The organism is Halomonas sp. DP1Y21-3, assembly GCF_019801245.1.
GTDB classification, from domain to species: Bacteria; Pseudomonadota; Gammaproteobacteria; order Pseudomonadales; family Halomonadaceae; genus Halomonas; species Halomonas litopenaei.
On the sequence record NZ_JAHVJM010000002.1, the window covers coordinates 163001 to 189574 of the forward strand.

Sequence of the window (26574 nt, forward strand, 5' to 3'; positions counted from 1 at the left end):
ACTAGTTGTCGTATACATCAATGGCGGCTACCTGCCAGACGGAGCGGGTGAGATAGGTCTCGGTCAGTAGATCGGGATTGTCATCGAACGGGTAGACGATAAAGAGAGGCCCTTGTTCGCGAATGCTCATCGGCTCACCATCCTTGTGGGTCGCCAGCACGACCCCATGTTCAGCAAAGTCAGAGGCCGGCACATCGGCGGCGTAATCGTTCAGCGCGGTGACGCGCAGATCACTCCCTTGTGCTCCCACCTCCGCCAGCAAGGCGACGCCCAGCGGTCCACTGAAGGACACCTTCCCCTCATGCCAGGGAGTCTGTGTCACGATCTCGCCCTGCTCGAGGCTCGCCAACATGGCCATGTCGAAATGTGCCTCGTCACCGACATTGGTCTGGGTGATGTCACCGCTCACCACCAGTACCGTCTTGCCGGCAGGCGACTCCAGCGCCATTGCCTGATTCGCAACAAGCCCAACCGCCAGGACCAGCAGGACAGGAGTCTTGCACCACAAGGTCTTCATCGACGCATCTCCAAACGTTTGAGCACTTACCTATTCGGTATATGCTAATTTTGGATGTAGGTTTGTGAAACTTTGTCAAACCTGCTCCTGCGAGGCACCAAGACAGGAAACTTCGGTATGCGCATCGCTATCCTCGAAGACGACCCCGACCAGCAGGCTTTGATCGCCGCGGCGCTAGGCGACGGCACAGCCACGCTGACCCCCTTCACCACGGCCCACGACCTGTTTCGGGCAATGCAGAACACAAGTTTCGAGCTACTGGTGCTCGACTGGCGTTTACCGGAGGTCGATGGGTTCGAAGTGCTTGAGACCTTGCGCAATGCGTATCAGTGGCCAGGCGCGGTGCTGTTCATTACTGCCGACGACGCCGAAGACAACGTCGTCCGAGCCCTCGGGGCAGGGGCCGATGACTTTCTGCACAAGCCGCTGCGGGTCCCCGAGCTCAGGGCTCGGATCGAAGCCCTGGGTCGCCGGCTAGGTCACGTAGACAGCGTTGGAACGACGCTGTTCGAATGCGGCCCCCTCCAGCTCGACCTGACGGCAGGGATCATCCGCCTGCATGGCGATATCGTCGAGCTCACCGATCGGGAATATCGGCTGGCTGCCCTGTTTCTCCAGAATCCCGGTCAGCTCTTCACGCGCGCCTATCTGCTTGAGCGAATCTGGAGCGTCAGTGGTGACCTCAATACCCGTACCGTCGACACCCACATCAGCGGCCTTCGGCGCAAGCTGAAGCTGGATGGGCAACAGAACCACCGACTCAAGAGCGTCTATCAACAAGGTTATCGTCTTGAACTGAGCCAGCACTAAACCTCTGCCACGCGACGCCCCCTCCTCCGAGCCCCGCCAAGGCAACAACACGACGCGACAACCAACTGTGGGCCATCTGTAGCGTTTGTAGCGCGGCATGCGTCAACCCGGTAGTTAAACCGACATCAAGGGGATGGTCAGCGCCACGCGAAACATCAGCGCAGCCGACCGGTAAAGCTGTGAACGTCAACATCACTCGCTGGTCTTGGCTTCCACACCAGGGATGGGCTGGGTTGACCTGGGAAACTCTCCTTTCAACACATCAACACCCGACTGGGGATTGGCCAGCGGCACCAGATCTTGCCTGGCCTGACGCCGCTCCTCTGTGTCGATCCCCATACGTTGGTCTCGATCTTCGACCAGGCCCGGCTGCGGCTCTCCGGTACGATTAAAGGACCAAGCCAGCTCGGGCTTACCCAGCGGCAACGCCTGGTCTTGTTCATCGCTGTGTGAACTGCTCCATGTGTGCCACGTCTTGCCATAGCTGTTCATCTTGGATTGCATCAGCTCATGATCAGCGGTTTCAGGCAGGTTGGGCGCGACCAATTGGCCAGACAGAATCTCCCCGTTATGGGGATGCCAATATTGCTTCTCTTCTTCAGGCAGGGTCTCAAAAACGCTTTCGGATATGATGTATTCCACCCCGGTGAGGTGGGCATCCGCAGTATTTCCATCGTAAAGCGCACACTGCATGAAGTCTTCATTGATCTGCTGGCAGAAATGATGCGCTTCGAATTGATGGCTTGGCTCATCCTTCATGGGATGGAAACCGACAAGATAGATATTGAGCTGATCCGTCGGTGCGTCGGTCTGCAATGCACTGGCTCCTGCTTCCAGCACATTGGTCTTGGTGCTTTCTGGCTGTCCGGGCACGTCGGCTGCAGGGCCCGTCTCGGCCATCCCTGTACAGCCGTTTAGAACGACGACACACAGAGCCGCTGACGCACCGCGATAAAACACTGGAGTTACAGACACACGCTTATCTTTCATGACCATTCCCTTGGCACGATGAATATCACGCTCACCCATCGCATAAACTGACAGATGCGCCTGGGAGACGTCGTTGCAATAGCAACTTGACTATACAAGCCGGCCCTTATCTACATCAACACGTCGAATGCCAACTTTCTATGACGTCAGCCTTGCTCTTGGCGGCTCTCCCAGCCTTTGTTTATCAGTTACTTAGCGGTTTATTAGGATGGGAATAAGGACGGAGACGGAAACAACATGCGGAAGCCACGGACGCTTGGCAGCCGTTGATTATTGCCATTCGTGCAATAACAAATTGCAGACAGGCGCCTTTTTTGTGTCTGCGCCAATGCACTAAGCTCGCCAACCAGCCTCATGGACTCGCCACAGCACAGGCGGCCGGCCCAAGTGCATGCCAGTGCTCATCCTCTGGCAACTCATCGTGAAGGAGGTCTCGATCATGTCAGCGCCCATCCTTACCCGCTTGGCGTTCGTCAATTATCAGCTCGATCGCCCGGAAGGTCTGCAGATCAAGGTGGACCCGGACGGCGAGACCGGTCGGCGTATTGAGCCGAAACATGATCGCCAAAGCGTCAGCTTGCAGGATCTGCGCGCTACTCCGCCAAGCTTCGCGTCCCAGGGCCTGCTGTTTCTCGATACGCCCGAGCTTGCCGTGGATGTACGCGACGCCAAGGCGCGCGACCGCCTGCACACGCCAGCCATCGAGGCGTTGCTCAAGCAGCAACTCGGTGTCAGTGAGGTGCATGTGTTCGACCACACCTTGCGCGGCTTCGAAGGTGAACGCGTGCCGGCGCAGCATGTGCATGTCGACTACTCGCCACGCTCTGGCCCGCAGCGCGTGCGCGATCTGCTGCCGCCCGAGCAGGCGGAGCATTGGCTGAGCGGCCACTACGGAATCGTCAATGTCTGGCAGCCCGTCGAGCAGGCCGTCGCGCGTGACCCGCTGGCATTCGCCGATACCCAAAGCGTGCACCACGAGGACTGGGTCAACATCGACATCCTCTATCCGGATCGCTGCGGCCAGATCCAGGGCCTCGTCCATAATCCGGATCACCGCTGGTACTTCGTCTCACGCATGCGCCCCGACGAAGCCATCGTCTTCAATGCCTTCGACAGCGCCGGCAAGCCACCGGTCGCGCATACCGCGGCCGAGCTGCTCGACACGCCCGAAGATGCGCCGACACGCACCAGCCTGGAGACGCGGGTATTGGTCCGCTATCCCGACTGAGGTGCATCGGCCGTTGGTGGCGGCTGAGTTCCACGGTCAACAAGGCGGATACCTGGCCCATCCAGGTAGCTGACTATTTCTCCTCGGTACCGACACTCACCGCCAGATGACAGGCATCCAGGCCTTCCTCCGGCAGGCCTCGCTGTCACCACGTTTTCGCCTCACATTCTTTGTTATTCAGGAGCTTTGCCATGAGCTTGTCATTCCATGTCGTCAGCCACGAACGCGGCTTCTCCCCCACGCCCCTGCCCATCTGGACGGACAACGGTGACGTGTCTGACCTCTTCGAAGCCGACGCGACGCCAGAGGTTGTCCGTCAGGAGGTCGAGGGTGTCCCCGGCGCCTTCCAGCTACTCAATGTGCTGACACCTGCCGAGGCCGATAACTTCGTTGCCGTTCTGGAGGACATGGGCTTCGAGGAAGATGCGCCGGTCTCCCTGCCGCGCTCGGTACGCCACAATCACAACGTCAACTGGATCGTCAGTGAAGCGGTCGATCAAGTCATCTGGCAGCGCTCAGCGCCGCTGGTCACCGAGCAGATCCAGGGCGAGGGAGCCAAAGGCATCAATGCGCGCTTTCGTGTCTATCGCTACGAGGCCGGCGACTTCTTCAAGCCGCACACCGATGGCGCCTGGCCGGGCAGTCGCGTCATCAATGGCGAGGTCGTCCAGGACGCCTATCCGGGCCTGATGAGCCAGTACACCTTCCTCATCTTCTTAAGCGATGGCTACACTGGCGGGCGCACCGAGTTTCTGGTCAGCCGCCGTGATCCCGACAAGCCGGCTCAGTCGCGGGACGATATCCAGACGGTCTCGGTCTCCACGCCCAAGGGTGGCGTACTGTGCTTCCCGCATGGCTCGCATCCGCAGCACTGCGTGCACGCCAGCGAGCCGATCCGCGACGGAGCCAAGTACATCATCCGTAGCGATATCCTCTACTGAAGGCTGTCAGATGAGCCCTATTTGATAAACAGCGCCTGATGAGTATCGTCCAAGCAGTCGCGACGTGCGCACAGGGCCCGATCTCCCTTTAGATCGGGCCCTTCGTGTATCTGGACGGCGGAAAGCGCTCACGGCTGGCTAGTGACAGGACAGCCGCTCGCGGCGAGCCAGCAGGAAGTCGATCCAGGCGCGCACGCGCGGGTTATGTTGATTCTCGCGCGCGTAGACGACATGGATACCGGTGTCGAAATCCGATGAGGTGACCTGATAGTCCTCCAGCACCGGCATCAGGCGGCCGCTTGCCAGCTCTTCCCGTATGGCCCAGAGCGGCTGTACCACGACGCCGGCGGCGCCCAGCGCCGCCTGGGTGAGAATGTCGGCATTATTGGTGCGCAACGCACGGGCCCGCACCGAGATCCGATGCTCCCGATCCCCTTGCACCAGTCGCCAGTGATGATTGGCGGTGGTATAGCTGAAGGTCAGCAGACGGTGCTGCTCCAGGTCTTCCGGCCGATGGATCGGGGGCCGGGCCGCGAGGTAAGACGGCGCGGCGGCCAGCACGAAGCGCTGATCACTGATGTGCCGCGCGATCAGGCTCGAATCTTCCAGGTGACCGATGCGCAGGGCCACGTCGAAGCGGGCCTCGATCAGATCCACACGCTGGTCGCTGCTGACGATATCCAGCGCCACCTCGGGATAGCGCTGCATGAACTCGCTCACCAGCGGCGCCAGATAGAGGCGCGAATAGCGCCACGGCACCGAGATACGCAGCGGTCCCGCGACTCGCTCACTCAGCGTCTCGAGCTCATCCTCCAGTTGTTCCACCTCGGCCAGAATGGCGCGAAAGCGGATCAGGGCACGCTCTCCGGCGGGCGACAGCCGCACATGGCGAGTGGTGCGCACCAGCAGCGGCTCGCCCAGCTGGCGCTCCAGATGATTGACATGACGCGTCGCCGTGGAACTGGCGATATCCAGCTCCCGCGCCGCCACATTGAAGCTCTGATGCTCCGCCACCTTGAGAAAGGTGCGCAGGCGTTGAGTCAGTTCGTTCATGGTGCTCCTGCGATTCCTCGGCGTCCTTGTCGCGTGCCCCACAGGTCAGCCGGCCGGCCAATCACCTGACCAGTAGACTCGGCAGTCGGTGGACGAAGTCGCCTGGCGATGACGGTTGGCGATGGTCGGGCACGAGCATATCATCGTCGCAACGCTGGATGGCCGAAAGGGAGGACGAATGACATGGACATCATGAGCAGCATGAAAGGACTCGCCGGCGGCGTCCTGATCGGCCTCTCGGCAGTGATGCTGATGGCCTTTCTGGGACGTATCGCGGGTATCAGTGGCATCACGCGGGGAGCGCTTCTGGAATCAGGCCCGGACCACCGCTGGCGTATTGCCTTCGTGCTCGGGTTGATCAGCGGCCCGCTGCTCCTTGTGCTGTTCAATCTTGACTGGGGCAATGTGGCCGAGCGCTCAGATGCGCTGATCGGCAAACCCACCAGCGGGGGTCTGAGCATGATGTTCGCAGGCCTGCTGGTAGGCGTGGGAACCGGTATCGGGGGCGGCTGTACCAGTGGCCACGGCGTCTGCGGTATCGCTCGTCTTTCACCCCGCTCGCTGGTGGCCACTGTGGTGTTCGTGGCCGTCGCCATGCTGACGGTCTTCGTGAGCCAACACCTGCTGGGAGCGTCACCATGAAAGCGATCATCGGCTTCATCACCGGCCTGGTCTTCAGCCTCGGGCTGACACTCAGCGGCATGACCGATCCCGCGCGTGTCGTCGGCTTTCTCGACGTGGCCGGTGACTGGGACCCCACACTGATCTTTGTGCTTGGCGGTGCCGTCATCACCACCTTCATCGGTTATCGCCTTGTCTGGCGGCGTGGCACTCCCCTGCTGGGCGAGCGCTTCCAACTGCCCAGGCGTCGCGATATCGATGGCCGCCTGCTGCTCGGCGCGTCCCTGTTCGGTGTTGGCTGGGGCCTGAGCGGTTACTGCCCCGGGCCTGCCATCGTCTCCAGCAGCGCCATGAGTCTGCCATTGGCGGGTTTTCTGCTGACGATGCTACTGGGCTGGTGGCTGGCCACACGCCTGACTCGCAGTCACTGAACCGAGTGCCACGCTTCGCCCAGCAAACGCCGGCCATCCGGCCGGCGTCACAACGGCGTCACACGGGATATTGTGCGGTAGCTGGTTTATTTATCACTCTGAAAACGCCATTCAAGGCCGCTTTTGGAGCAGAATTCAAACCAACAGTGACAGCCAACCGATGGCAGACCCTTTAGGGCGCGCAGCTTCGCTGGGCTTTCCACGTCAAGCGTACATGGTCCGCCCCAGGGGCTTTCGCTGAGAACAGCCAATCGCCCCTCCTTGCCTCCACCTGAGCATCACGCCATCTGCTGGCGGATGGCGGGGAGGCGCTCCTCGATAAGCGCGACGAAGGCCTCGATCACCGGCCGGCCCGGCGTCGTCGGATAGTGCAACTCCAGCGGCACCGCCCCGAGTGCCGGGCGCAATGGGATAAACCGGCAGCCATCACATTGCAGCCGGCGAATACAGCCGGGCGCAATAGCGACCCCGAGCCCAGCTGCAACCTCGCTGAGCAGGGTCTGCATCAATGCCGGTTGGCGCTGAATGCGCGGCGAGAAACCGGCATCGCCGCAGGCGCTGATGATCTGATCGAACAGCCCCGTGGCCTGCCCACGCTGAAACAGCACGAAGTCTTCCTGCTCCAGCTCGCTGAGGGCGAGCCGCTTGCGATGCGCCAGGCGATGCCCTTCCGGCACGACCGCCATCAATACATCCTTGTAAACCGACAGGGCGGTCAGAGTGTCGCGCTGCTCTATGGGGAGCGGGCGCGACAGCCCGATATCGATCTCGTCACGCTCGAAGGCATCCAACTGCTGCTGGGCGGTCATCTCATGCAATGACAGGCTCACCTCGGGATGGCTGGCGGCGAAGTCGCGCATCAATCCAGGCACGAAACTTGCGCAGGCCGAGCTCATGTAGCCGATGCGCAACGTGCCGGTCTGGCCGCTGGCGGCCATTGCCTGGCAGCTGCCTTTCCTGCTCTACCTGCTGTCCTGGGGGCTACTGGCCATGCTCTGGTTGATGGTGCCGAGACAGTCCCCGCCCGCGCCTGACGGCGAGCCAGGGCAGAGCAAGAGAGCTGCGCTGGCATCCTCACTCAATGGAATCTATCTGGCAGCGGCCATCTCGCTGACGCTGTTCTTCACCGCCATCGTCATGCTGCCGATGCGCTTGAATCTGCTCGGGCTGGATGAGGCGGCCACCGGCATCTTCCTGGCGGCCATCTCGCTGGTTGCGGTGGTGGCGGCGATGCTGATGCCGAAGGTATCGCGTGCGCTGGGCGAGATGCCGACTCTGGTACTGGCCTTTCTGCTCTATGCCGCCAGCCTGTTCATCTTCCAGCAGGCCGGGAGCATGCCCCTGATGAGCGTCGGGGCTGTACTGTCCGGCATGGGCTTCGGCTTTTCCATCCCGCTGCTCAATCACATGACGGTGGAGCGCAGCCACCCCTCTGTGCGCGGTCGCAACCTCTCCTACCTGACGATGGCGATCTTCCTGGGCCAGTTCCTGACCTCCTTCCTGGAATTCCTGCCCGGAGATGGCAGCAATGTCTTCGGTGCTGCCGCCGTGCTGGGGCTGATCTTCGCGGTACTCTACCTCGGCGCCTATCTCCTCAAGCGCGACAGTCGAGGCGCCTGAGACATCAAAGGCAACGTCAGCCTGCTCTTAGAGAAAGGCACGACGATAAAGCCCCACCTCCTGACGTCAGGAGCTGGGGCTTTCAGCTAAACGTCGTGCTCACCAGCCAGACACTATTCTCTGGCCACCAACCGTCACGTCACCTCTGAAAATGCGTGTACCTTTTTGCGCATTCCTTCGAGCTCAATGCCCCGAAGGCCAAGATGCCAGGTCATGCGATACACACCTCAAATGCGGCTTGTAGCTGATCAGGGCTGAAGCTGCCCTGCTCGCCGATGACCACAAGGCGGGTCATCGGCTTCTTCTCACCCCAGGGTGCGCCGGGAGCCAAATCGCTACGACTACCCACAAGGTGCAGTACAGCACGTCGGTCCGGGAGCTCAGCCAGCTGACAAATGCCCTTGGCTCGATAGACACTCGCGGGCAACGACTCGAGCACCTGGCGCAGCGCCTGCAATGAAAGAGGCCTCTCACTGGTCCAGCTCCAACTTTGAAACTGGTGTCCATGGTGCTCATGGGTGCAGTGCGAGTCGCAGTAGTGCTCGGGTTTGGGACGATCGGGATCAAAGTCCCCTACCCCCAGCACCAACTCCAGGGGGACCTGACCAAAGCTAGCTTCCAACAACCGAACTCCCGGATACAGCCAGCGGCGCTTCAAGGCATCCAGCTGATCAGGGCTCGCCAGATCGCACTTGTTAAGTATCACGATATCGGCAATATCGAGCTGCTCCATCGCAAGGGCGGCCAACTCACCGTCCAGATGTTCGAATTGCTCTGCATCCACCACCGTCAGCACACTGTCGATGACCAGCTGATCCTGGAACTGGGGGTAGCGCAGGGTCCCGGCAATCTTGCTCGGGTTCGAGACCCCGCTTGCCTCGATCAGAATATACTCCGGACGATTTTCCCTTAGCGCCAACAGTCGCGAGATCTGCTCGATCAGATCACTCTCCACAGTGCAGCAGATGCATCCATTGGCAAGGCTCACCATGGTCTGCGTTTCACTGACGATCAGCTCCTGATCAATATTGATCGCGCCAAAATCATTGACCATCACCGCCACCCTCAACCCAACCTCACTGTTCAGGATCTGGTTGAGCAAGGTGGTCTTTCCAGCGCCCAGAAAGCCCGAAACGATAGTGACTGGGACGGGAGGAAACCTACGGCTCATCATACGTGTTCACCCCTTCAAGGTCTGGAGGCTCAAAACGATGGAAGCTCTCGTTGCCACACCGCTTCTCGAGCAGTACCCGAGAACTCTCCCGCGGCATCCCAGACGAGCTCACCTTCAAGCATCGTCAACTCCACCTGTGTGTCGTGGATATTTCCCCGCGGTGCTACTTCAAAGAGATTACGGTCAAGGACGATCAGATCGGCCGACTTGCCGACCGATATTGAGCCGGCTTGATCCTCGATGCCCATCGCCCAGGCGCCATTGATTGTCATCACGCGTATGGCCTGCTCGAGGCTGATAGGTTCGCCGTAGAAGCTAGCGTCGGTTTCCTCCCACGGGTTTTCACGGGTGACCATCGCCTCGAAGCCGATCCACGGGTCGAGGCTCGATACTGGCCAGTCGGTTCCCATGACAGCGATGCCATCAGCGTCCAGCACACCCTTGAAATTATAGGCACGCTGCATGCGTTCCTCACCGAATACCGCCCTCGCGTAGGCAAAGGACGACGGAAACCAACCCACCGGAGAAAATTCAGCCACCACATCCAGTTCATTAAAACGCTGCAGATTGGCGTCAAGCAGTGTCGTGCTGTGTGCACACTGGTGGCGCATACCCTGCCCACCGTTGCGTCGGCGAGCCTCTGCCACCGCATCAAGAAACAGGTCGGAGGCCCCATCCCCCGTACAATGGGCAATGACACGAATGCCCTTGCGATCCATGTCTGCGACCATGTCCTTGATATGTTCGGGTGTCAGGTTCAAATGACCCCGCCAGGCACTGCCCTCGGACCACGGCGTGGACAGATATGACGATCTGGACTCATGGGTGCCATCGAAGTGGAACTTTACGGCGTTGGCATTAAGACGAGCGCTACGATAGAAGTGCCTTTCGCCCGCAATCAGTTCCCAGCGTCGCTTCACTGGAAAGATATCGTCCTGCCAACTGATGGCCGCCTCGACGCGCACGGTGAGCTGGCCGGCCTGATCGATGGTTCGCAGGGCATCCAGACGGTGTTCGCAAACGTGTACAAACTTTGTGCCGACAACCCCCCGACCACTTTGAAACTGCACCCCCTCACGATAGGCACGTTGCAGTGCATGTGCGGGCGTCGGAGGCATCGCTGCATGAATCAGCGCGTAGGCGCCATCGACAAGAACGCCTGTCGGCTTCCCGGTGATGCCGTCACGCTCGATATACCCATGGCGAGGGTCCTGAGTATCGGCATCGATACCGGCCAGCTCAAGCGCCATGGTATTGACCAACATGCACCCCCAGGAGCGATCCAGAATAGCCACCGGCCTATCCGCCACGATGCTGTCGAGCCAGGCTCGGTCCGGCACGATCCCCGCCTGCTTGAAGGTGTAGCGAACGAAGTAGGCGCCATAGATCCAGCCATCTCCCGGATGTTCATCGGCATAGGACAATATCGCCTGTTTGACCTGTTCCGGCGTCGGGTCTTCGAGCCCGACGTCCAGATACCCGGCGTAACTCGGGGCCAACGCCAGATCCGGGTGTGTATGCATGTCATACAGGCCTGGCATGACGAATCGCCCTTTCAGGTCTACAACCCTGGTATGCACGCCGATATGAGCGGCCACCTCATCGGCGCTGCCGACCTCAAGGAAGCGTCCCTGCGAAATCGCCACTGCCTCGGCCCAGGGGGTTGCTTCGTCGACGGTGTAGATCCGACCGTTGGTCAATACCAATTCGGCGCTGGCGACGGGCGGACGAGTATTGGAGGAAAGATGATGTCGTGAAGGTTCCATGATGTAGCCTTTTCAAACCGGTGTTATTCCCTCGGCCGGCTGGCTTGGTGCCGTAGCCGCAGCCAGCCGCCCGAGGTGCGCCGGATCACTGGAGGATCAGGTGACCCAAGAGCGACAGGATCGGCAGCGAAATCAGCACCCGAAGTGCATAGATCACCACAAGGTCTCGCAACTTCAGGCCAATCCCCGCTCGAATCAGGACGATGGCGGCCTCGGTGAAGAAGATGATCTGGTTGACTGCGACCCCTGCGAGCACAAAGCGGGTCACCTCGCTTTCGATGCCAGCACCCAGCAATGGCGGCATGATGCTGTCCACGATCCCAGCCAACAGCGCCGGGGCGGCCTTGTCGGCTTCCGGCAACTGTAGTAATTCAAGCAGGGGTACCAGCGGCAGCGACAACACATGGAAGAACTCGGTGAACTCGATCAGCGCAAGCCCGACACAGCCGATGATCATCATCGTCGGGTAAACGGAAATGGCGACATCGAGGCTAACGTGAACGCTTCTCTTGAGCAGCTCTAGCGGCGGTGCGGCCGCGGCGGCGCGATCCACGGCGCGACGCAGCCCCATGGCGAACAACCCTTCCCCTGCGTGCTGATCCACTACCAATTGCTGACCAACAACGGGGTTATAGGTATCGGATTTCCCTCTCAACGGAGGCAGCTTTGGAACGATGATTGCGCACACAACTCCGGTAAAGGCGACCGCCGCATACCAGGGAAGAAAGACGTGTTCCATCCCGATCAAGCTGAGTAACAGGTACGAATAGGCAATCGATACAATGGAAAAGTTTGTGGAAATAACGCATGCCTCTCGGCTGGTATAGAAACCCTGCCGATACTGCTGCGTTGTCAGGATAATGCCCACGGCTGAGGCGGAAAGCCAAGAAGCAAGGCTGTCAATTGCCGCGCGCCCTGGGAGACCGAAGAGCTTGACGAATACTCGGGACAACAGGCTACCAATAAACTCCATCAGTCCATAATCGGTAAGCAGAGGTAACAGCAATGCCGACAGAAAGTAGATCGCCAACACGACAGGACCTACATCGTAAAGAAGCACGCCGCCCGTATTCCGATGCCAGATCCATTCCGGACCCCACTGGAAATAGGTCATCAACATCAGCGTAGCGCCGACCATCCTCACGATGGTCCAGCCTACCCCCGGATTGAGCAGTTGTACGAAACGGTTCGAGTGATGCTTGAGAGAGGTAAAGGTCACCAACACTGTCAATACACTTGGAACGACGGCGACTGCAACCGTGACTGGCACCATCAGCGGTTTTATCACGTCGTTGACAAAGTCGATGACAAATGCAATCAACACGGTCAGGCGACCGTCGATACTGATGGGTGTCAGAAAAAGCAGAACCCCCAGCAGCGTAGGAAGAATGAACTTTGCGAGCTGAGCCGTGCTGTAGCGACTCGGCGCGCCGGAGGTATCGCTTGCGGTAACATGCGAGTCAGGTTTGTGTTGCATGGGCGCCACCTTGTTATAGTTGTCCCGATTCAGGATTCCATCATTTATTCAGGCTGGGTCTCCTGCCCTGCCTTTTTCTTGCTGGAGCAATAGCCGACCTATCCAGCCCATGAACAGCTACTCACGGTACCCAGGGGCGATTCGATCCAGTTTGCGCCTCAACGCCCGCCAGACCAGATCGACGCTTTCAGCGTGATAAGCGGGATTTTCGAATTGCTGGGCGGTAAACTCGCAGTCTTCATGCGACGGCATCACCAGCTTCCGACCAGACTTCATCGCTTCAAGCTGTATCTCGCAAGCCTGGTTCAGGTAGTACATATAGAAGAACGCTTCGGGAATGCTGCGCCCGACGGTCAGCAGGCCGTGGTTGCGCAGTATCATGCCCTTGTGATCACCCAGGGCCTCGACGATGCGTTGCCGCACCGAAAGATCCAGCGGGATACCTTCATAATCGTAGTAAGCCAAACGATTGTAGAAGGCCATGTTGGTCTGGTTCAGGGGCAAAAGCCCCTCTTCAAGTGCAGAGATAGCCATACCTGCCATGGTATGGGTATGCATGACACAGACAGCGTCGTGGCGATGCGTATGGATAGCGCTATGAATGGTGAACCCGGCCGGATTCACCTCAGGATCGCTGTTGTCGAGCTTGTTGCCGTCTACATCGATCTCGACCAGGTTGGAAGCCGTCACCTCCTCTGGAAGCAAGCCATAGGCGTTGATCAGAAAAGCGGGGGTCTCACTAGGGATTCTGACCGACAAGTGGGTGAATACCTGGTCGCTCCAGCCATAGTGATCCAGTAGCCGGTAGGCCGCCGCCAGGTCTGTACGCAGCGTTTGTCGTATGTCCTGATATTCCATGCCGAGTTCCCATTCCGACGATCGACGTGGCCCTGAAGCGGGCGTTCTCGTTCAGAGTAAGGAACTTGTCGGATACGCGATAACGATCTATTCTCCACGAGTCATTCCAATACGGAATAAACTTTCAGGACAACCGCGATGAGCCGTCAGCTTCCCACCATGATCTCGCTCAGCTGCTTCGAGGCAACGGCTCGGCATCTCAGCGTCACCAAGGCAGCTGAAGAGCTCAACCTGACTCAAAGCGCTGTCAGCAAGCAAATCAAGAAGTTAGAGGACATGTTGGGCTGCGCCTTGTTCCGTCGCGTCAAACAGCGGCTGAACCTGACAGACAGCGGTCGAAGCTATGTCCAGGTGGTCACCCAGACCCTTGACCAGCTCGACAGTGCGACGCGAGAGCTGCGCAGTGGCGTCGCCGAACAGGTGATCGTAGGCGCTGAACCTTCCTTCACCTCTCGCTGGCTACTACCCCGACTCAGCGATTTCACGCTCAGACATCCCGAAATCAACATCGAAATCATGAACGACCTCCGTCAACTCTACGATGGTAACGAAGACTTTGACGTAGGGATTCTCTACGGCGACGGCAGCTGGCCCGATTTCGAGACCCACTTTCTCATCCAGGGCGAACTGGTGGTGGTCTGCACTTCTGAACTACTAGAGCGATATGGCCCCATCTGCGAACCCGAAGAGCTGCTGCGCTATCCACTCCTGCATCACGGCACCTACACCCCGGCGCCTCACCTCTCCTCTACCTACCTCTGGCTCCAGGGCGCAGGGCTGGATGACGATGCCATCAAGGCTACACCGGGCCAGCATTTCGAGCACTTTCGCTTCCTGCTCGATGCCGCTCAACACGGACTCGGCGCCACGGTGCTACCTGCCTACTTTGTGGAAGGCGAACTGGCGACTGGGCAGCTGGTCCAGGCATCACGCTCGTCGATGATCTGCGGCGCCTACTACGTAGCGATCCGTCGCCACAGGGTCAACCACCAGAACACCAAGGTTTTTGCCCAGTGGTTACTGGGAAAGAAATTGTAGATTGCATCGCTTTTCCCATACGTTGTAGCGTGTTGCACTCAGAAATTTCATCCGCCCATTGATGTACCATGCCCCAATTTCTGCGATGAAAGACTGGTAGAAAAAGTGGTTCTTCGTCACTTCATGTGGATTTGGCCTGATCGAGCAGGCGCCACACAGGGCTGCCGATCAGGTGGATCATGGTGATGAAATTGGCCTCGTTCCGGTTGGGGTCTCCGGCCGCACTCTGCACGGCATATCCGAAGAGAGCATTGTCGAGAAGTTTGCTGAACTCATCTGCGATACAGGCCCGAAGGTCACTGCCGGCGGCTCTCACCTCATCAAGTAGCTCGGGGCGGCCATCCACGAGATTGAAGATGTCCTCGATATCGTGGCCCGATAAAGGATCGTCCTCACCCCGCCCCTTGTAGGCTTCAAGCTTGGTGGCAACGAAAAGCGGTGGTGCGACCACGCGGATGGAAAGACCCCAACTAGGGAGATGGGCTGTGCCGTTTCCCGTGCCTGGGGATACCAGTGATTGCTGAAGCCGAGCACGTCGTCATGGTCCGGCATCAGATCGACGCGCAACACCTGCGTATTCCGCACCATCCATAGGATCGCCCGGCCGATCATTCTGGCGTAGCTCATTCTAGGTGTCAGGCTCAGAGTATGAACGCTGGCCGAAAGTCCCCGGTGCCCGATACTAGTAAAGCGAATATCGCGATGGTTGCTGGTCAGATCCCATCTCAGGGCCGTAGGGCTTACCAATTCGGCAGCTGTACCGGCTGGCGGTCGCATCTTATGAAGCCGACTCGCTTCAGAGTTCGATCAAATGCTGGGACTTATTTAGATGGAGACTACGCTGGGCAGCAAGCGCTCGCCTGGGGCTCGAAGCCCATTCACTAAAGGAAGCGGCGTTGAAACGATGTCCGTGGACAGCCAAGCATCGGGAATTCCCGTGGTGCGAGAACAATGTCAATTCCAGACAGCACAACCAACAAGCAAGTGGGAGGGCGGTGGTGGGCCCAGCAGGACATGACCCCACGACCACGGGATTGTGAATTTGCCGCCCACGCGCTATGCATTGAAAAATCAAGCGTAGCCAAGCGAAATCCAAAAAACCACAAAGCACTTGTCTTTCAGCAGTTTAGTGAAGATTGGCGAAACAGGAGAGATCTGATGAATGTCCCCCTACTGTACCGCCCAGTTGCTACTGTCACGATAGCCTGCCATCCGCTCATGAACCGCCCTTCACTCGTGTAGCAACATACCTACATTAGTCGCTCGTATAGGAGGTGCCATCATGACCATCACAACCCTATCCAGTCGAGAACTTAACCAGGACGTTACCCGCGCAAAGAAGGCGGCCAAGAGCGGCCCAGTGTTCATCACAGATCGCGGCAAGCCTGCTCATGTGCTGTTGAGCATCGAGGAATACCAGCGGCTTATAAGGCAACGACGCAACATTGCTGATTCTCTGGCTATGCCAGACGTTTCGGCGGATATCGAGTTTGAACCGCCGCGTGTGACCATTGGCACACAGCCCGCTGATTTCCCATGATGTATGTTCTCGACACTAACGTCGTGTCCGAACTACGAAAAGTTCGGGCTGGCAAAGCTGACCCGAACGTTGCGACATGGACTGAAAGTGTCGATGCCGCCGAGCTTTTTGTGTCCACCATAACCGTCATGGAACTTGAGCTTGGTGTGTTGTCAATTGAGCGCAAGGACGCCACCCAGGGGACCGTGCTGCGCTCGTGGCTGGAGCAACAGGTACTGCCGGAGTTCTCGGGGCGAACATTGCCAGTCGATGCAGCCGTAGCGCAACGCTGCGCCCGGCTGCACGTCCCCGACAAGCGCGGCGAACGTGACGCGCTCATCGCGGCAACGGCCCTTGTTCATGGCATGACGGTAGTCACTTGCAATGTGGCCGACTTCGAGCCTACAGGAGTGACCATCCTCAATCCGTGGAAGGCGATGCAATGAAAGATCAAATACAGACAAGAAGATCCTATTCAAGGTGAGCTACTCGAAGGGGTGTTCGAGGTGATAACTCATATTCGGTCCGCACAAGAGCCGGAATCGCCGGAAAGTGAGACCCTTGAAAGCCGGTGACCTTCCCAGGTTCCGCGCCTTCCTCGATTACGCGAAGGCGGGGCTTTCCCCTTCGCCGATCACCTTGCGTGTCGTCGTCACGGCCTCGGTAGCGACCGAATCACCGACAGGCGGTCGCCGGGCGGTAGCGGCCCGGCATCAAAATGAATCGAATTGATGCTGATGATGAAAATCTTCAGTTTGTCTCATAATAGATTTCCCTCAATAATCTTCTCACTCGCTCAAGGGTGATGCCGGCCAGGCACCGATTCACCGGCATCATCGTCCGCTTCCGTCGTACACCGGCGCGAGTTCAGCTTCCGCCTTGGAAGCGCCAGCGGGACCATATCGATCAAGGGCCGCGAGGTCTCCGCGGTCTACCGGCTTCACCTTCCAGCAGACAGAGTGGCACCTCACGATGACCAACGACTTTGCATTTTCCGTCAAGAGCGTGCGTTTCGACGAACACTATCAGCCGTCGAACAGCACTCGTATCACCACCAACTTCGCCAATCTTGCCCGCGGGGAGAAGCGCAAGGACAACCTGCGCAACACCCTTCGCATGATCGACAATCGCTTCAATGCCCTGGCGGACTGGGACAATCCCACAGGTGACCGCTACAGGGTGGAGTTGGACATCATATCGGTCGAGATGGCCATCGACGCGAGCAATAGCGCTGGTGCGCTACCACTTATCGAGATCCTCAAGACCCAGATCGTCGACCAGAAGACGGGCGAACGTATCGAGGGCATCGCAGGCAACAACTTCTCGTCCTACGTGCGCGACTACGACTTCAGCCTGGTCCTCAAGCAACACAATCAAAACCGCGAGACGTTCAGCGTTCCCGAGAACTTTGGCGACCTGCACGGCAAGCTGTTCAAGGCCTTCTTGAACTCGGAGGCCTACAGGGCGCACTTCCACAAGGCTCCCGTCATCTGCATCAGCGTATCGAGCACTAAGACCTACCACCGCACCGAGAACCAGCACCCGGTGCTGGGCGTGGAGTACCTCCAGGAAGCGCATTCATTGACCGATGAGTACTTCCGCAAGATGGGCATGAAGGTGCGCTACTTCATGCCCCCGGGCAGCGTCGCGCCCCTGGCCTTCTACTTCAGCGGGGACTTGCTGGGCGACTACACCAACCTGGAACTGATCAGCACCATCAGCACCATGGACACCTTCCAGAAGATCTATCGCCCGGAGATCTACAACGCCAACTCCGTCGCCGGCAAGTCGTACCAGCCAAGCCTGCAACAACAGGACTACTCCCTGACCCGGATCGTCTACGACAGGGAAGAGCGCAGCCGGCTGGCGACCGAGCAAGGGAAATTTGTGGAGCAGAGCTTCATCAAACCCTATGGCGCGGTGCTCGAACAATGGTCCGCCAACGCCCCACTCTGATTCACCCAAGACAAGGTTTCTCCCGATGACGACACTGCTTCCCACCTCGACCGCCGGCAGCCTGCCAAAGCCCGCCTGGCTCGCTCAACCCGAAGTGCTCTGGTCCCCCTGGAAACTGGAGGGCGACGGCCTGACCGAGGGCAAGCAGGACGCGCTGCGCCTGGCCCTGCACGAACAGCAGCATGCCGCCATCGACATCGTCAGCGACGGCGAGCAGTCACGCCAGCACTTTGTCACCACCTTTATCGAGCATCTCAACGGCGTCGATTTCGAGCAGCGCGAGACCGTGCGCATTCGCGATCGCTATGACGCCAGCGTGCCCTCGGTGGTCGGTGAGGTATCACGTCAGAAGCCGGTATTCGTCGACGACGCCAGGTTCCTGCGGGAGCAGACCGATCGCCCCATCAAGTGGGCCCTGCCCGGCCCCATGACCATGATCGATACCCTCTACGACGGCCACTACAAGAGCCGCGAAAAACTGGCCTGGGAATTCGCCCGCATTCTCAATCAGGAAGCCCGCGAACTCGAGGCCGCAGGCGTCGACATCATCCAGTTCGATGAACCCGCCTTCAACGTCTTCTTCGACGAGGTCAATGACTGGGGCATCGCGACCCTGGAGAAGGCCATCGAGGGACTCAAGTGCGAAACTGCCGTGCACATCTGCTATGGCTACGGCATCAAGGCCAATACCGACTGGAAAAGCACGCTCGGCTCGGAGTGGCGTCAGTACGAGGAAGTCTTCCCCAGGCTCCAGCAGTCCAATATCGATGTGGTCTCGCTGGAATGCCACAACTCACGGGTGCCGATGGAATTGATCGAGCTCATTCGCGGCAAGAAGGTCATGGTCGGCGCCATCGATGTCGCCACCAACACCATCGAGACCCCGGAAGAGGTGGCCAGCACCCTGCGCCAGGCGCTTGAGTACGTCGATGCCGACAAGCTCTACCCCTGCACCAATTGCGGCATGGCCCCGCTGTCGCGCCAGGTCGCCCGGGGCAAGTTGAACGCGCTCAGCCAGGGCGCCGCCATCGTCCGTCGCGAACTGACCCGCTAAGCGACTCGCGCCGGGACTATCCCACCCGACCGGCCAGCGTGTCCCGCACACGCTGGCCCGGTATCCGCACGTCCATGAAGCCTTGCGCAGCCGTCCCACAAGGAGCCACCATGTCGCACCCCTGCGCCGGTATCGAGCCATCGCGTTTTCGTGAAGCGCTCGGCCACTACGCCTCCGGTATCACGATCATCACCACCCAGTTGGACGAGGAACCCATCGGCTTTACCTGCCAGTCCTTCTACAGCGTGTCGATGGATCCCCCGCTGGTGTCGTTCAGCGTCAAGGCTGGCTCGTACAGCTATCCCAGGATTCACCAGGCGGGTCGCTTTGCGGTCAATATCCTGTCCCGAGACCAGGCGTCGCTATCGAACCAGTTTGCTCGCCAGGGCGATGACAAATGGCGCGGTATCGACTGGCAGCCGTCCCCCTCGGGTAACCCGGTCATCGCCGACTGCCTATACTGGCTGGACTGCCAGATTCACGCCGAGCACGCCGCCGGCGACCATCTGATCGTGATCGGCGAGGTAAAAGCATTGAAACCAGGCGTAACAAAGCCCGCCCCACCGCTGCTCTACTACCAGTGGCAGTACCGCGGCCTGGCCAGACTCGATCAGTGACGCTGCGAAAGGCAGACAGCGCTGCCGGCACCAGCATCACGTCTCTTGCGATACCCGCGCATGGATGGATCGATAGCGAGAATCTGGCCTTCTCGCTTTCGCACCGCGCACAGGCACTTTTCAGACAAGCCCTAGCGCTGCTGGTCTGCTGACCTGCGGGCCTTGCGCCGCCTTAACTCCGCGCGCATCCAGGCCGACGACTCGGCCATATCACGACGCAGGTCGTCGAGTTCATCGCGGGTCAGCCAGCGCACGGCTGGCTCCGTGCTGGGTGATGTCGCCTCACAGGCTTTCTCCTCGGGATTGTCTGCCATACCCAGTCCCTCGCATCCGCGTTGGTTCTGTTGATCTTTCCTGTTCTTCTCGTGGCGTTTCGATGGCCCTGGCGCATCAACTGCCGATAATATAGCGTTCCTGAACAGTTCCGCCCAAGCGAGGGGACACGCGGCAGTACACTCCCCCTACCCTTCTCCCGGCATGAACGAGGCTCTGTGCAACTTAAAACGATGTTACTGCCCCTCTTCATCCTAATCAGCACACCGGCCATTGCGGACCTGCCTACGGGCCCAGCCAGCCAGTATCACACCGACGATTGCGCGTCACTGCATCAGATCGCGAGAAGCACCATGGACGCCCGACAATCGAGAGTGGCCATGGCGGACATGATGGACAGCGCCGAAAGACACATGAAAGGCAACTGGCAGCGAATGGCCCAACAACTGATTCAGGACGCCTATAGCCAGCCACGCTACTCCACCAGCGCCAAGCAACAAGCGGCCATCTCCACCTTTGCAGGCTCTATCCATGAAGCCTGCATGGAACGTTGATACCTGGAAAAATACCCGACAGCACCGGCAAACCGCGCCAATTCAGGCCGCCTTACGCCCATGACCCGTGGGGGTGCGCCGGGATACCCTGTCTGTTGATGCGACGCATGGGGCCCAACGGATTGCCAATCTTGCCGGTGGCCCTGCCTCGAGCGTCGCCGTCTCTGCCTGACGTCACCTGACCTTCTCCGTCGTCTTCTCGGCTTCCATCTATTCGCGCGCCCCTTCGCCATCTCCGAAAACGTCGATCCGAAGGAGCCTCAGTCGTAGCGACATGCCCCGGTCATCCGGCGTCAGTGGCGGGCAGCATGTGGCAACAGGCGATAATCTGTTCACGTAGCCAGCGGTGGGCGGGGTCCTTCTGATAGCGGCGGTGCCAGCTCAGGTGGAAGGGAAAGGGATCAAAGCGCACCGGCGGGGGCACCGGGGTCACGGCAAACTGGCGCCGAAAATGCCGGCACAGCCCCGCGGGTAGACTCGCGATCAACAACGAGCGCTCCAACAGTGCGGGCACCGCCATGAAGTAGGTCACGGCGAGCGCGACGTCTCGCCTCAGCCCTTGATCCTTGAGCTGCTTGAAGATGCCACTCTTCAGCCGCGTGTGGGGCTGCACCAGCACGTGGGCGTAATGCTCGAAGTCTGCCCGCGCCATGCGCCCGTCATCCTCGAGGCGTTCCAGCAATGGGTGGCCCTCACCGACCAGGCATTCGATCCCTTCGCGAATCACCTCTCGCACCACCAGGTTTTCCGGGGGATCCACCTGGCGCCCGAAGGCCAGGTCGGTCGTGCCGCTCATCACGCCCGCCTCGCTCATGTCCTGTGACAGGCGGCGCACCTGCAGGGTGATCCCCGGCGCCTGCTGGCGCAGGGCCTCGGCCAGCACCGGCAGGATCATCACCTCGAAGTAGTCGTTGGCCGCGATCTCGAAATGCCGCTGCTCGGTAGCGGGGGAAAAGTCCCTTTCACTGTTGATCAGTCCGTCCAGGTCGGTCAGTGCCGCTTCGATGGTCGGAAAGAGATGTTCCGCCTTTTCGGTCGGACGCATGCGCTGACGATCGCGTATGAACAACGGATCATTGAACAACTCACGCAGGCGGCCCAGCGCAGCACTGACCGACGGCTGGCTCAGGTGCAAGCGCTCACCGGCACGGGTGACGTTCTGCTCCAGATACAGCGCATGGAAGGTACGCAATAGATTGAGGTCGTAATTGAGCTTCATCGAGGCCATCCCGGACAGCAACCAGCGGAGCGGTGGCTCAGCACTATTTGCCTCGATGATAGCAGCTATCCACACTATCGATTATACGCATGAAGCTACGCACATTAGGCTTTCCTGCATACACCGCGCGAGTGGTCGCGGCACACGCTGCGGAACCTTCCGCACCACAGAGGAGAGCCCCATGAGCAAGGTACTGGTCGTCGTCACCTCCCACGATACCCTCGGCGATACCGGCAAGAAGACCGGCTTCTGGCTGGAAGAGCTGGCAGCCCCCTACTACGTGCTGAAGGACGCCGGTGTCGAGGTCACGCTGGCCTCTCCCAAGGGCGGCCAGCCACCGCTGGATCCGGCCAGCAAGGGCGAAGACTTCCAGACCGACGCCACCCGCCGCTTCGACAAGGACGCGGACGCCCAGCGGGATCTGGCCAACACCGCCGTTCTGTCCGAGATGAACGTCGAGGACTTCGATGCCATCTTCTACCCGGGTGGCCATGGCCCGCTGTGGGACCTGGCCAACGATACGGATTCCATCCGTTTGATCGAGCAGTTCCACGCTGCCGGCAAGCCTGTCAGCGCGGTCTGTCACGCTCCGGCGGTGCTACTGAAGGCCCGTAAGCCAGACGGTTCCCCCTTTGTCGATGGCGTACGTGTCACCGGCTTCACCAATGGCGAAGAAGCCGCGGTTGGCCTCACCGAGGTCGTCCCCTTCCTGGTGGAAGACAGCCTGCAACAGCAGGGAGGTCTTTACGAAAAGAAGGTGGACTTCACTGCATTCGCGATTCAGGACGGGCTAATCATCACCGGGCAGAACCCGATGTCCTCCGAAGGCGTCGCCGAGCTACTGCTCGACAGCCTCGAGGCCTGACCCAGGCCCCTGATGAATCGCCCCCGGTTTCGTAGACACCTCCAAGCCTTGTACTGAAGGCACCAAGGAGGTCCCATGAGCCGCCAGCGATATACCGAAGAATTCAAGATCGAAGCCGTCAAGCAGGTGACGGAACGAGGCCATCCCGTCACGGAAGTGGCTGCCCGGCTGGGCGTCTCCGGCTACAGCCTCTATCAATGGATGAAGCGCTACGCCAAGCCTGTGGAGCAGCGGCAGCAGGACGCGGATCTCCAGGCGGAGAACCGGCGTTTGAAGGCCGAGCTGAAGTCTGTGTCAGAAGAACGGGACATACTAAAAAAGGCCGCCGCGTACTTCGCCAGAGGGTCCGACTGAGGTACGCGTTTATCCATGACCATGCAGACCAATATCCGGTGCGGCGCCTGTGCCGCATCATGACGGTGCACCCGAGCGGCTACTATGCTTGGCGCCGTCACGCCCTGTCTGAGCGGGCGCGAGACGACCAGCGTTTGCTGGGGCTGATCAAGCATGCCTGGCTCGAGAGCGGCGGCGTCTACGGCTACCGCAAGATTCACCAGGACCTCAGAGAGGCCGGTGAAACCTGCGTCAAGCACCGCGTAGCCAGGCTGATGCGCCGGGAAGGGTGCGTTCCCAGACCGGTTACCGGCGGCGTCCTGGCGCCTATGGCCGCAAGCCGGCGGTGGTGTCACCCAATCGTCTGGATCGCCGCTTCGACGTAACGGCACCCAATGTCGCCTGGGTCACCGACATCACCTACATCCACACCCTCGAAGGCTGGCTCTACCTGTCGGTGGTCATCGACTTGTTCTCACGCCAGGTCGTAGGCTGGTCGATGAAGCCACGCATGACTACCGACCTGGCTCTGGATGCCTTGCTGTCAGCCATCTGGCGCCGCAAGCCCCAAGGGGTTGTCATGGTGCATTCGGACCAGGGCAGCCAGTTCAGCAGTGCGGACTGGCAGAGCTTTCAGAAGGCCAATCACCTGGAGGGCAGCATGAGCCGTTGAGGTAGCTGCCATGACAACGCCGTGGCCGAAAGCTTCTTCCAGCGGCTCAAACGAGAACGCATCAAGCGCCGGATCTATTCGACTCGGGAAGTCGCCAAGAGCGATGTGTTCGACTCTATCGAGATGTTCTACAACCCCACACGTCGTCACGGCACGAGCGATCGCTTGTCACCCGTCGAGTACGAACGGCGTTATACCCAGAGCCTGACGGGTGTCTAGATTACCCGGGGCGACTTAAAGGGACTGGCGCAGTCAACCATCAACAACCGCACTCAGGTCGTAAAGCGGGTGCTCTCGCTTTCATACCGGGAGTGGGACTGGATAGAGCTGCCGCTGGACGGCAAGCTCCGCAAGCCATCACCCAAGAACGAACGCCATGTCTACCTGACCGAACTAGAGCTCGCCGAACTTCTTGAAGCCGTGCCAGAGCGCTACAGGATCGAACGAAAGGTGATCCTGCTGGCGATGCTGACAGGCATGCGGAGGGGTGAGCTGATGGCACGGGAATCTGGGAACATCTACAACGGCCGCATCGTACTCAGGCCCAACCAGACGAGGAACGGGAAGCCAAGGGTGATACCACTGACGGAGGAAGCCCTACCGCTGGTGGAAAGCTTGCCGTTCGATACGACGGGGGACCGGGTACGTGGCGCCTTCGAGAAAGCCAGGGAGAAGATTGGCCGCCCTGACATCCGCTTTCACGACTTGCGGCACTGCTATGCCTCGTTGCTGGCGAGCAAGGGGGAGGCACTGACGAGCATCAGGGATCTGCTTGGTCATTCGTCACTGACCGTGACCAGCCGCTATGCTCATGCCGACCCGGCACGGTGGGAAAGCGTAGTGGCGAAGTTGCCGCGGATCAGCAACCAAACCGCAACAACATTGATAGAAAGCAACCCTTGGTTACGTAACCACCTGATTTCATTGGTGGGCCCAGTAGGACTTGAACCTACGACCAAGGGATTATGAGTTCGCTTTTAAAACAATAGGTTACTGATAACCAAGGAAAAGCAACCGTGATCAAGCGAAAGGTACAGTTCTTTGGAATCAGTAGGTTAGCGAAAGTTGAGGATAGCACACGAAGCTGGTGTATGTACCGCTGGTGTACCCTTGATGCTACCGCAGCCACCTCTCATTCGGGTAATACACATTTGCTAAAAACAGCACTGAAGGTAGCCTTGATACCCCGGTCAGTTCGCTGTACCAAGCTAGTGTCGTCATCACAACGAAGAACGGCTGCATAAGCCCCTAGGCTATGTGGCACCTCGAACATACACAGTATTAGTCGCTTAGGGTGTGCAGCAACTAAGGAGCACTACAGACCAGGTAAAGCCTGAGTCAGGCCCTTCCACCGTTGCAGCATAGACACGCTGCAAGAGAGCATGATACCTAAAAAAGGATTAGGTGCTCAGACATAGTCGAGAATAATTATTACTAGCGATACGCACAACAATCACCAAGGTTCCTATCAGAAAGGGGTAGCATGACTGATCTTCGATTACACACAGCACAGATGCCCGCATACTTGGACAAGGAGGTGTCATCGGCTGATCACGACAAATTTGGCCATGCTCACCTAGCGGCAGCTTTGCGGGGCCTTGTTGAAGATAAAAAGCACCGCCCGCCCTATTCCATTGGCCTGTTGGGCAAATGGGGGACCGGGAAGTCAACTGTCAAAGGACTTTATCTCGATCACCTTCGTACTGACGAGAAAACGAATGGCGCTAGCGTGAAGCGCCGGGATCGTATCCATACGATCACCTTCAATGCCTGGAAATATGGCGGCGAGACTGATATCCGAAAATCACTCTTCCGCCACATCTTTCTTGAAATTGGTGGCACGCACGAAGAAGCCGACCGTCATCTGTTCAAGACTGTTTCGTCGACGGAGTCCCAAAGGAAGCCCTTTAAAGAAATATGGGCCGAGTTTGTGGATCAGTACGTCCTTGGCCTACTCGTCGTCGGCGTCTTTGCCGTCCTGTTCGTGGCCCTTTTAGTATTGATGGCGTGGGGGTTCGGGTTCGATGACCCGACCACCGCCGCTGCCAGCCTTTTTGCCTCCTCCGGCATCATCTGGGTTCTTGCCAAAAAATACTTCTCCAGTCTTCCAATATTATCTGCACGGGCTCCGGTCAACATAACCTCGCCTCCGAGTCAAACTATCGAGGAGTTTGAAGACCTCTTTCTCACCCAAATCCGAAAGTTTAAGAAAGGCGATAAAAAGAATGTACGGCGTATTGTCGTCTTTATCGACGACCTCGACCGCCTCACCGCCGACGAAATGGTGAGCGGGCTTGACGGTATTCGCAGCCTGATCGAAATGGCCTCACATGAAATGCCCGGTGACGTTGGCATCGTCTTCGTTATCTCATGCGACGAAGAGCGCGTAGCCGACGCCCTGAGCAGACGGCGTGCCACGGCTGATCTTCCCGCAGCGGTCTCGAATATACAGGACGCGCGACGCTATCTTGATCGCATTTTCCAGTTTCGCCTGGAAATTCCACCCTTCTCCAAGCGCGACATGCGCAGTTTCGCTCTCGGCTTGCTGGAAACCGAATACCCGGCCTTGCTGACTGACCTCACAGAACGAGGGATCGACCTCCAAGAGGTTGTGGATAGGATGATTCACCCGGCTGTGCAAAGTCCACGCAATGCCATTCAAATCGTCAACCTGTTTGCACAATCCTGGTGGCTCAGCGTCCTGCGAGAACGCAATGCAGTCGGCGCCGACAATCCAGGTGGACTCGGAGAGGGCGTGGTTACAAAGAACCCGCTCACACTCGCCTTAATATGCGTCATCAGAACCGATTTTCCTGACTTCTATCAAGCACTGCAAAAAAAACCACGCATCTTCGAATATTTTATTGACAGATTCGTGCGACCAGAACCGTTGGAATCCTTACCAGCAGAAATTTACGAACAACTCGTAGAGTTTGCAGCTGATAAATCATTTTCCAGCGAAGAAGAGAAGGTCGAGCGCTGGGACG

General features: G+C 58.9%; 26 protein-coding genes and 2 pseudogenes. 17 read left to right on the forward strand and 11 right to left on the reverse strand.

Annotated features, from left to right (window positions below; translation table 11 throughout):
- Position 1 precedes the first annotated feature (1 nt).
- Positions 2–517, reverse strand: coding sequence for a hypothetical protein (locus KUV74_RS06010; protein ID WP_045993821.1), 516 nt, complete (start codon positions 515–517; stop codon positions 2–4).
- Between the two features lie 117 nt (positions 518–634).
- Here KUV74_RS06010 and KUV74_RS06015 point away from each other — a divergent pair, with 117 nt between their 5' ends.
- Complete coding sequence (locus KUV74_RS06015) at positions 635–1327, forward strand: response regulator transcription factor (protein ID WP_108133670.1); 693 nt, start codon at positions 635–637, stop codon at positions 1325–1327.
- 192 nt (positions 1328–1519) lie between these two features.
- Here the strand turns inward: KUV74_RS06015 and KUV74_RS06020 are convergent, their stop codons facing one another.
- On the reverse strand, positions 1520–2317 hold the full coding sequence (locus KUV74_RS06020; RefSeq protein WP_260425285.1) for an OBAP family protein: 798 nt from the start codon (positions 2315–2317) through the stop codon (positions 1520–1522).
- 391 nt (positions 2318–2708) lie between these two features.
- Here KUV74_RS06020 and KUV74_RS06025 point away from each other — a divergent pair, with 391 nt between their 5' ends.
- Together KUV74_RS06025 and KUV74_RS06030 are read left to right on the forward strand one after the other, a co-directional pair.
- Complete coding sequence (locus tag KUV74_RS06025) at positions 2709–3545, forward strand: CmcJ/NvfI family oxidoreductase (RefSeq protein WP_222515885.1); 837 nt, start codon at positions 2709–2711, stop codon at positions 3543–3545.
- 191 nt (positions 3546–3736) lie between these two features.
- Positions 3737–4486, forward strand: a complete 750-nt coding sequence (locus tag KUV74_RS06030; RefSeq protein ID WP_222515886.1) for a 2OG-Fe(II) oxygenase — start codon at positions 3737–3739, stop codon at positions 4484–4486.
- Positions 4487–4624: 138 nt separating this feature from the next.
- Here the strand turns inward: KUV74_RS06030 and KUV74_RS06035 are convergent, their stop codons facing one another.
- On the reverse strand, positions 4625–5539 hold the full coding sequence (locus KUV74_RS06035) for a LysR family transcriptional regulator (RefSeq protein WP_222515887.1): 915 nt from the start codon (positions 5537–5539) through the stop codon (positions 4625–4627).
- 183 nt (positions 5540–5722) lie between these two features.
- On the opposite strand from KUV74_RS06035, the gene KUV74_RS06040 reads away from it, so the two are divergent.
- Both KUV74_RS06040 and KUV74_RS06045 read left to right on the forward strand, forming a co-directional pair.
- Positions 5723–6181, forward strand: coding sequence for a YeeE/YedE family protein (locus tag KUV74_RS06040; protein ID WP_108133665.1), 459 nt, complete (start codon positions 5723–5725; stop codon positions 6179–6181).
- Complete coding sequence (locus KUV74_RS06045) at positions 6178–6591, forward strand: DUF6691 family protein (protein WP_222515888.1); 414 nt, start codon at positions 6178–6180, stop codon at positions 6589–6591. Before KUV74_RS06040 ends, KUV74_RS06045 begins: the two co-directional genes overlap by 4 nt.
- A gap of 278 nt (positions 6592–6869) precedes the next feature.
- Here the strand turns inward: KUV74_RS06045 and KUV74_RS06050 are convergent, their stop codons facing one another.
- Positions 6870–7529 (reverse strand): LysR family substrate-binding domain-containing protein, encoded by a 660-nt coding sequence (locus tag KUV74_RS06050; RefSeq protein ID WP_222515889.1) that lies wholly within the window; start codon positions 7527–7529, stop codon positions 6870–6872.
- Here KUV74_RS06050 and KUV74_RS06055 point away from each other — a divergent pair.
- Positions 7495–8211, forward strand: coding sequence for an MFS transporter (locus tag KUV74_RS06055; protein ID WP_222515890.1), 717 nt, complete (start codon positions 7495–7497; stop codon positions 8209–8211). The genes KUV74_RS06050 and KUV74_RS06055 overlap by 35 nt on opposite strands.
- 211 nt (positions 8212–8422) lie before the next feature.
- On the opposite strand, the gene KUV74_RS06060 is transcribed toward KUV74_RS06055, so the two are convergent.
- The 4 genes from KUV74_RS06060 to KUV74_RS06075 form a co-directional block, all read right to left on the reverse strand.
- Positions 8423–9385, reverse strand: coding sequence for a CobW family GTP-binding protein (locus tag KUV74_RS06060; RefSeq protein WP_221621142.1), 963 nt, complete (start codon positions 9383–9385; stop codon positions 8423–8425).
- Between the two features lie 29 nt (positions 9386–9414).
- Positions 9415–11151 carry an amidohydrolase gene (locus tag KUV74_RS06065; protein ID WP_124803128.1) on the reverse strand — a complete coding sequence of 579 codons (1737 nt, stop codon included), beginning with the start codon at positions 11149–11151 and terminating at the stop codon, positions 9415–9417.
- 85 nt (positions 11152–11236) lie between these two features.
- Positions 11237–12628, reverse strand: coding sequence for a YjiH family protein (locus KUV74_RS06070; protein WP_222515891.1), 1392 nt, complete (start codon positions 12626–12628; stop codon positions 11237–11239).
- A gap of 117 nt (positions 12629–12745) precedes the next feature.
- Entirely contained in the window at positions 12746–13486 is a 741-nt protein-coding gene (locus KUV74_RS06075) for a class II aldolase/adducin family protein (protein WP_124803132.1), read from the reverse strand.
- A 138-nt stretch (positions 13487–13624) separates the two neighbouring features.
- Between KUV74_RS06075 and KUV74_RS06080 the strand changes: the two genes are divergently transcribed.
- Positions 13625–14524, forward strand: coding sequence for a LysR substrate-binding domain-containing protein (locus KUV74_RS06080; RefSeq protein WP_221621143.1), 900 nt, complete (start codon positions 13625–13627; stop codon positions 14522–14524).
- A gap of 121 nt (positions 14525–14645) precedes the next feature.
- Here the strand turns inward: KUV74_RS06080 and KUV74_RS06085 are convergent, their stop codons facing one another.
- Positions 14646–14975: a hypothetical protein gene (locus KUV74_RS06085; RefSeq protein ID WP_222515892.1), complete on the reverse strand. Its 330-nt coding sequence runs from the start codon at positions 14973–14975 to the stop codon at positions 14646–14648.
- Positions 14976–15806: 831 nt separating this feature from the next.
- Between KUV74_RS06085 and KUV74_RS06090 the strand changes: the two genes are divergently transcribed.
- The 5 genes from KUV74_RS06090 (at position 15807) to KUV74_RS06110 (ending at position 19670) form a co-directional block, all read left to right on the forward strand.
- Positions 15807–16064, forward strand: a complete 258-nt coding sequence (locus KUV74_RS06090) for a type II toxin-antitoxin system Phd/YefM family antitoxin (protein WP_222515893.1) — start codon at positions 15807–15809, stop codon at positions 16062–16064.
- Complete coding sequence (locus KUV74_RS06095) at positions 16061–16489, forward strand: type II toxin-antitoxin system VapC family toxin (protein ID WP_261395150.1); 429 nt, start codon at positions 16061–16063, stop codon at positions 16487–16489. The genes KUV74_RS06090 and KUV74_RS06095 overlap by 4 nt, the downstream gene beginning before the upstream one ends.
- A 526-nt stretch (positions 16490–17015) precedes the next feature.
- Positions 17016–17999 carry a DUF1852 domain-containing protein gene (locus KUV74_RS06100; RefSeq protein ID WP_222515894.1) on the forward strand — a complete coding sequence of 328 codons (984 nt, stop codon included), beginning with the start codon at positions 17016–17018 and terminating at the stop codon, positions 17997–17999.
- Between the two features lie 25 nt (positions 18000–18024).
- Positions 18025–19053: a methionine synthase gene (locus KUV74_RS06105; RefSeq protein WP_222515895.1), complete on the forward strand. Its 1029-nt coding sequence runs from the start codon at positions 18025–18027 to the stop codon at positions 19051–19053.
- Between the two features lie 110 nt (positions 19054–19163).
- Positions 19164–19670 (forward strand): flavin reductase family protein, encoded by a 507-nt coding sequence (locus KUV74_RS06110; RefSeq protein ID WP_222515896.1) that lies wholly within the window; start codon positions 19164–19166, stop codon positions 19668–19670.
- A 131-nt stretch (positions 19671–19801) separates the two neighbouring features.
- On the opposite strand, the gene KUV74_RS06115 is transcribed toward KUV74_RS06110, so the two are convergent.
- A complete protein-coding gene (locus KUV74_RS06115) occupies positions 19802–19984 on the reverse strand; it encodes a hypothetical protein (protein ID WP_222515897.1) in 183 nt (60 codons plus the stop codon).
- A gap of 312 nt (positions 19985–20296) precedes the next feature.
- On the opposite strand from KUV74_RS06115, the gene KUV74_RS06120 reads away from it, so the two are divergent.
- Positions 20297–20497 carry a hypothetical protein gene (locus KUV74_RS06120; RefSeq protein WP_222515898.1) on the forward strand — a complete coding sequence of 67 codons (201 nt, stop codon included), beginning with the start codon at positions 20297–20299 and terminating at the stop codon, positions 20495–20497.
- Between the two features lie 283 nt (positions 20498–20780).
- Here KUV74_RS06120 and KUV74_RS06125 read toward each other — a convergent pair whose 3' ends face one another.
- Positions 20781–21716, reverse strand: a complete 936-nt coding sequence (locus KUV74_RS06125) for a LysR substrate-binding domain-containing protein (RefSeq protein WP_045993809.1) — start codon at positions 21714–21716, stop codon at positions 20781–20783.
- A 181-nt stretch (positions 21717–21897) separates the two neighbouring features.
- On the opposite strand from KUV74_RS06125, the gene KUV74_RS06130 reads away from it, so the two are divergent.
- From KUV74_RS06130 to KUV74_RS21035, 4 genes and pseudogenes are all read left to right on the forward strand, one after another.
- Positions 21898–22581, forward strand: a complete 684-nt coding sequence (locus KUV74_RS06130; protein WP_222515899.1) for a type 1 glutamine amidotransferase domain-containing protein — start codon at positions 21898–21900, stop codon at positions 22579–22581.
- A 75-nt stretch (positions 22582–22656) separates the two neighbouring features.
- Positions 22657–23806, forward strand: a pseudogene (locus KUV74_RS06135) (IS3 family transposase).
- A 69-nt stretch (positions 23807–23875) separates the two neighbouring features.
- Positions 23876–24556 carry a site-specific integrase gene (locus tag KUV74_RS06140; protein ID WP_222515900.1) on the forward strand — a complete coding sequence of 227 codons (681 nt, stop codon included), beginning with the start codon at positions 23876–23878 and terminating at the stop codon, positions 24554–24556.
- Between the two features lie 544 nt (positions 24557–25100).
- A pseudogene (locus tag KUV74_RS21035) lies at positions 25101–26246 on the forward strand (P-loop NTPase fold protein); the annotation flags it as partial.
- Positions 26247–26574 lie beyond the last annotated feature (328 nt).

Coding starts and splice junctions, on each gene's coding strand:
- KUV74_RS06045 (WP_222515888.1), top strand. CDS start 6,178: ATGAAAGCGATCATCGGCTTCATCACCGGCCTGGTCTTCAGCCTCGGG.
- KUV74_RS06050 (WP_222515889.1), bottom strand. CDS start 7,529: ATGGCCGCCAGCGGCCAGACCGGCACGTTGCGCATCGGCTACATGAGC.
- KUV74_RS06125 (WP_045993809.1), bottom strand. CDS start 21,716: ATGAAGCTCAATTACGACCTCAATCTATTGCGTACCTTCCATGCGCTG.
- KUV74_RS06110 (WP_222515896.1), top strand. CDS start 19,164: ATGTCGCACCCCTGCGCCGGTATCGAGCCATCGCGTTTTCGTGAAGCG.
- KUV74_RS06020 (WP_260425285.1), bottom strand. CDS start 2,317: ATGAAAGATAAGCGTGTGTCTGTAACTCCAGTGTTTTATCGCGGTGCG.
- KUV74_RS06075 (WP_124803132.1), bottom strand. CDS start 13,486: ATGGAATATCAGGACATACGACAAACGCTGCGTACAGACCTGGCGGCG.
- KUV74_RS06055 (WP_222515890.1), top strand. CDS start 7,495: ATGCGCAACGTGCCGGTCTGGCCGCTGGCGGCCATTGCCTGGCAGCTG.
- KUV74_RS06090 (WP_222515893.1), top strand. CDS start 15,807: ATGACCATCACAACCCTATCCAGTCGAGAACTTAACCAGGACGTTACC.
- KUV74_RS06120 (WP_222515898.1), top strand. CDS start 20,297: ATGGACGCCCGACAATCGAGAGTGGCCATGGCGGACATGATGGACAGC.
- KUV74_RS06010 (WP_045993821.1), bottom strand. CDS start 517: ATGAAGACCTTGTGGTGCAAGACTCCTGTCCTGCTGGTCCTGGCGGTT.
- KUV74_RS06060 (WP_221621142.1), bottom strand. CDS start 9,385: ATGATGAGCCGTAGGTTTCCTCCCGTCCCAGTCACTATCGTTTCGGGC.
- KUV74_RS06025 (WP_222515885.1), top strand. CDS start 2,709: ATGCCAGTGCTCATCCTCTGGCAACTCATCGTGAAGGAGGTCTCGATC.
- KUV74_RS06065 (WP_124803128.1), bottom strand. CDS start 11,151: ATGGAACCTTCACGACATCATCTTTCCTCCAATACTCGTCCGCCCGTC.
- KUV74_RS06035 (WP_222515887.1), bottom strand. CDS start 5,539: ATGAACGAACTGACTCAACGCCTGCGCACCTTTCTCAAGGTGGCGGAG.
- KUV74_RS06095 (WP_261395150.1), top strand. CDS start 16,061: ATGATGTATGTTCTCGACACTAACGTCGTGTCCGAACTACGAAAAGTT.
- KUV74_RS06130 (WP_222515899.1), top strand. CDS start 21,898: ATGAGCAAGGTACTGGTCGTCGTCACCTCCCACGATACCCTCGGCGAT.
- KUV74_RS06080 (WP_221621143.1), top strand. CDS start 13,625: ATGAGCCGTCAGCTTCCCACCATGATCTCGCTCAGCTGCTTCGAGGCA.
- KUV74_RS06105 (WP_222515895.1), top strand. CDS start 18,025: ATGACGACACTGCTTCCCACCTCGACCGCCGGCAGCCTGCCAAAGCCC.
- KUV74_RS06070 (WP_222515891.1), bottom strand. CDS start 12,628: ATGCAACACAAACCTGACTCGCATGTTACCGCAAGCGATACCTCCGGC.
- KUV74_RS06100 (WP_222515894.1), top strand. CDS start 17,016: ATGACCAACGACTTTGCATTTTCCGTCAAGAGCGTGCGTTTCGACGAA.
- KUV74_RS06015 (WP_108133670.1), top strand. CDS start 635: ATGCGCATCGCTATCCTCGAAGACGACCCCGACCAGCAGGCTTTGATC.
- KUV74_RS06115 (WP_222515897.1), bottom strand. CDS start 19,984: ATGGCAGACAATCCCGAGGAGAAAGCCTGTGAGGCGACATCACCCAGC.
- KUV74_RS06030 (WP_222515886.1), top strand. CDS start 3,737: ATGAGCTTGTCATTCCATGTCGTCAGCCACGAACGCGGCTTCTCCCCC.
- KUV74_RS06040 (WP_108133665.1), top strand. CDS start 5,723: ATGGACATCATGAGCAGCATGAAAGGACTCGCCGGCGGCGTCCTGATC.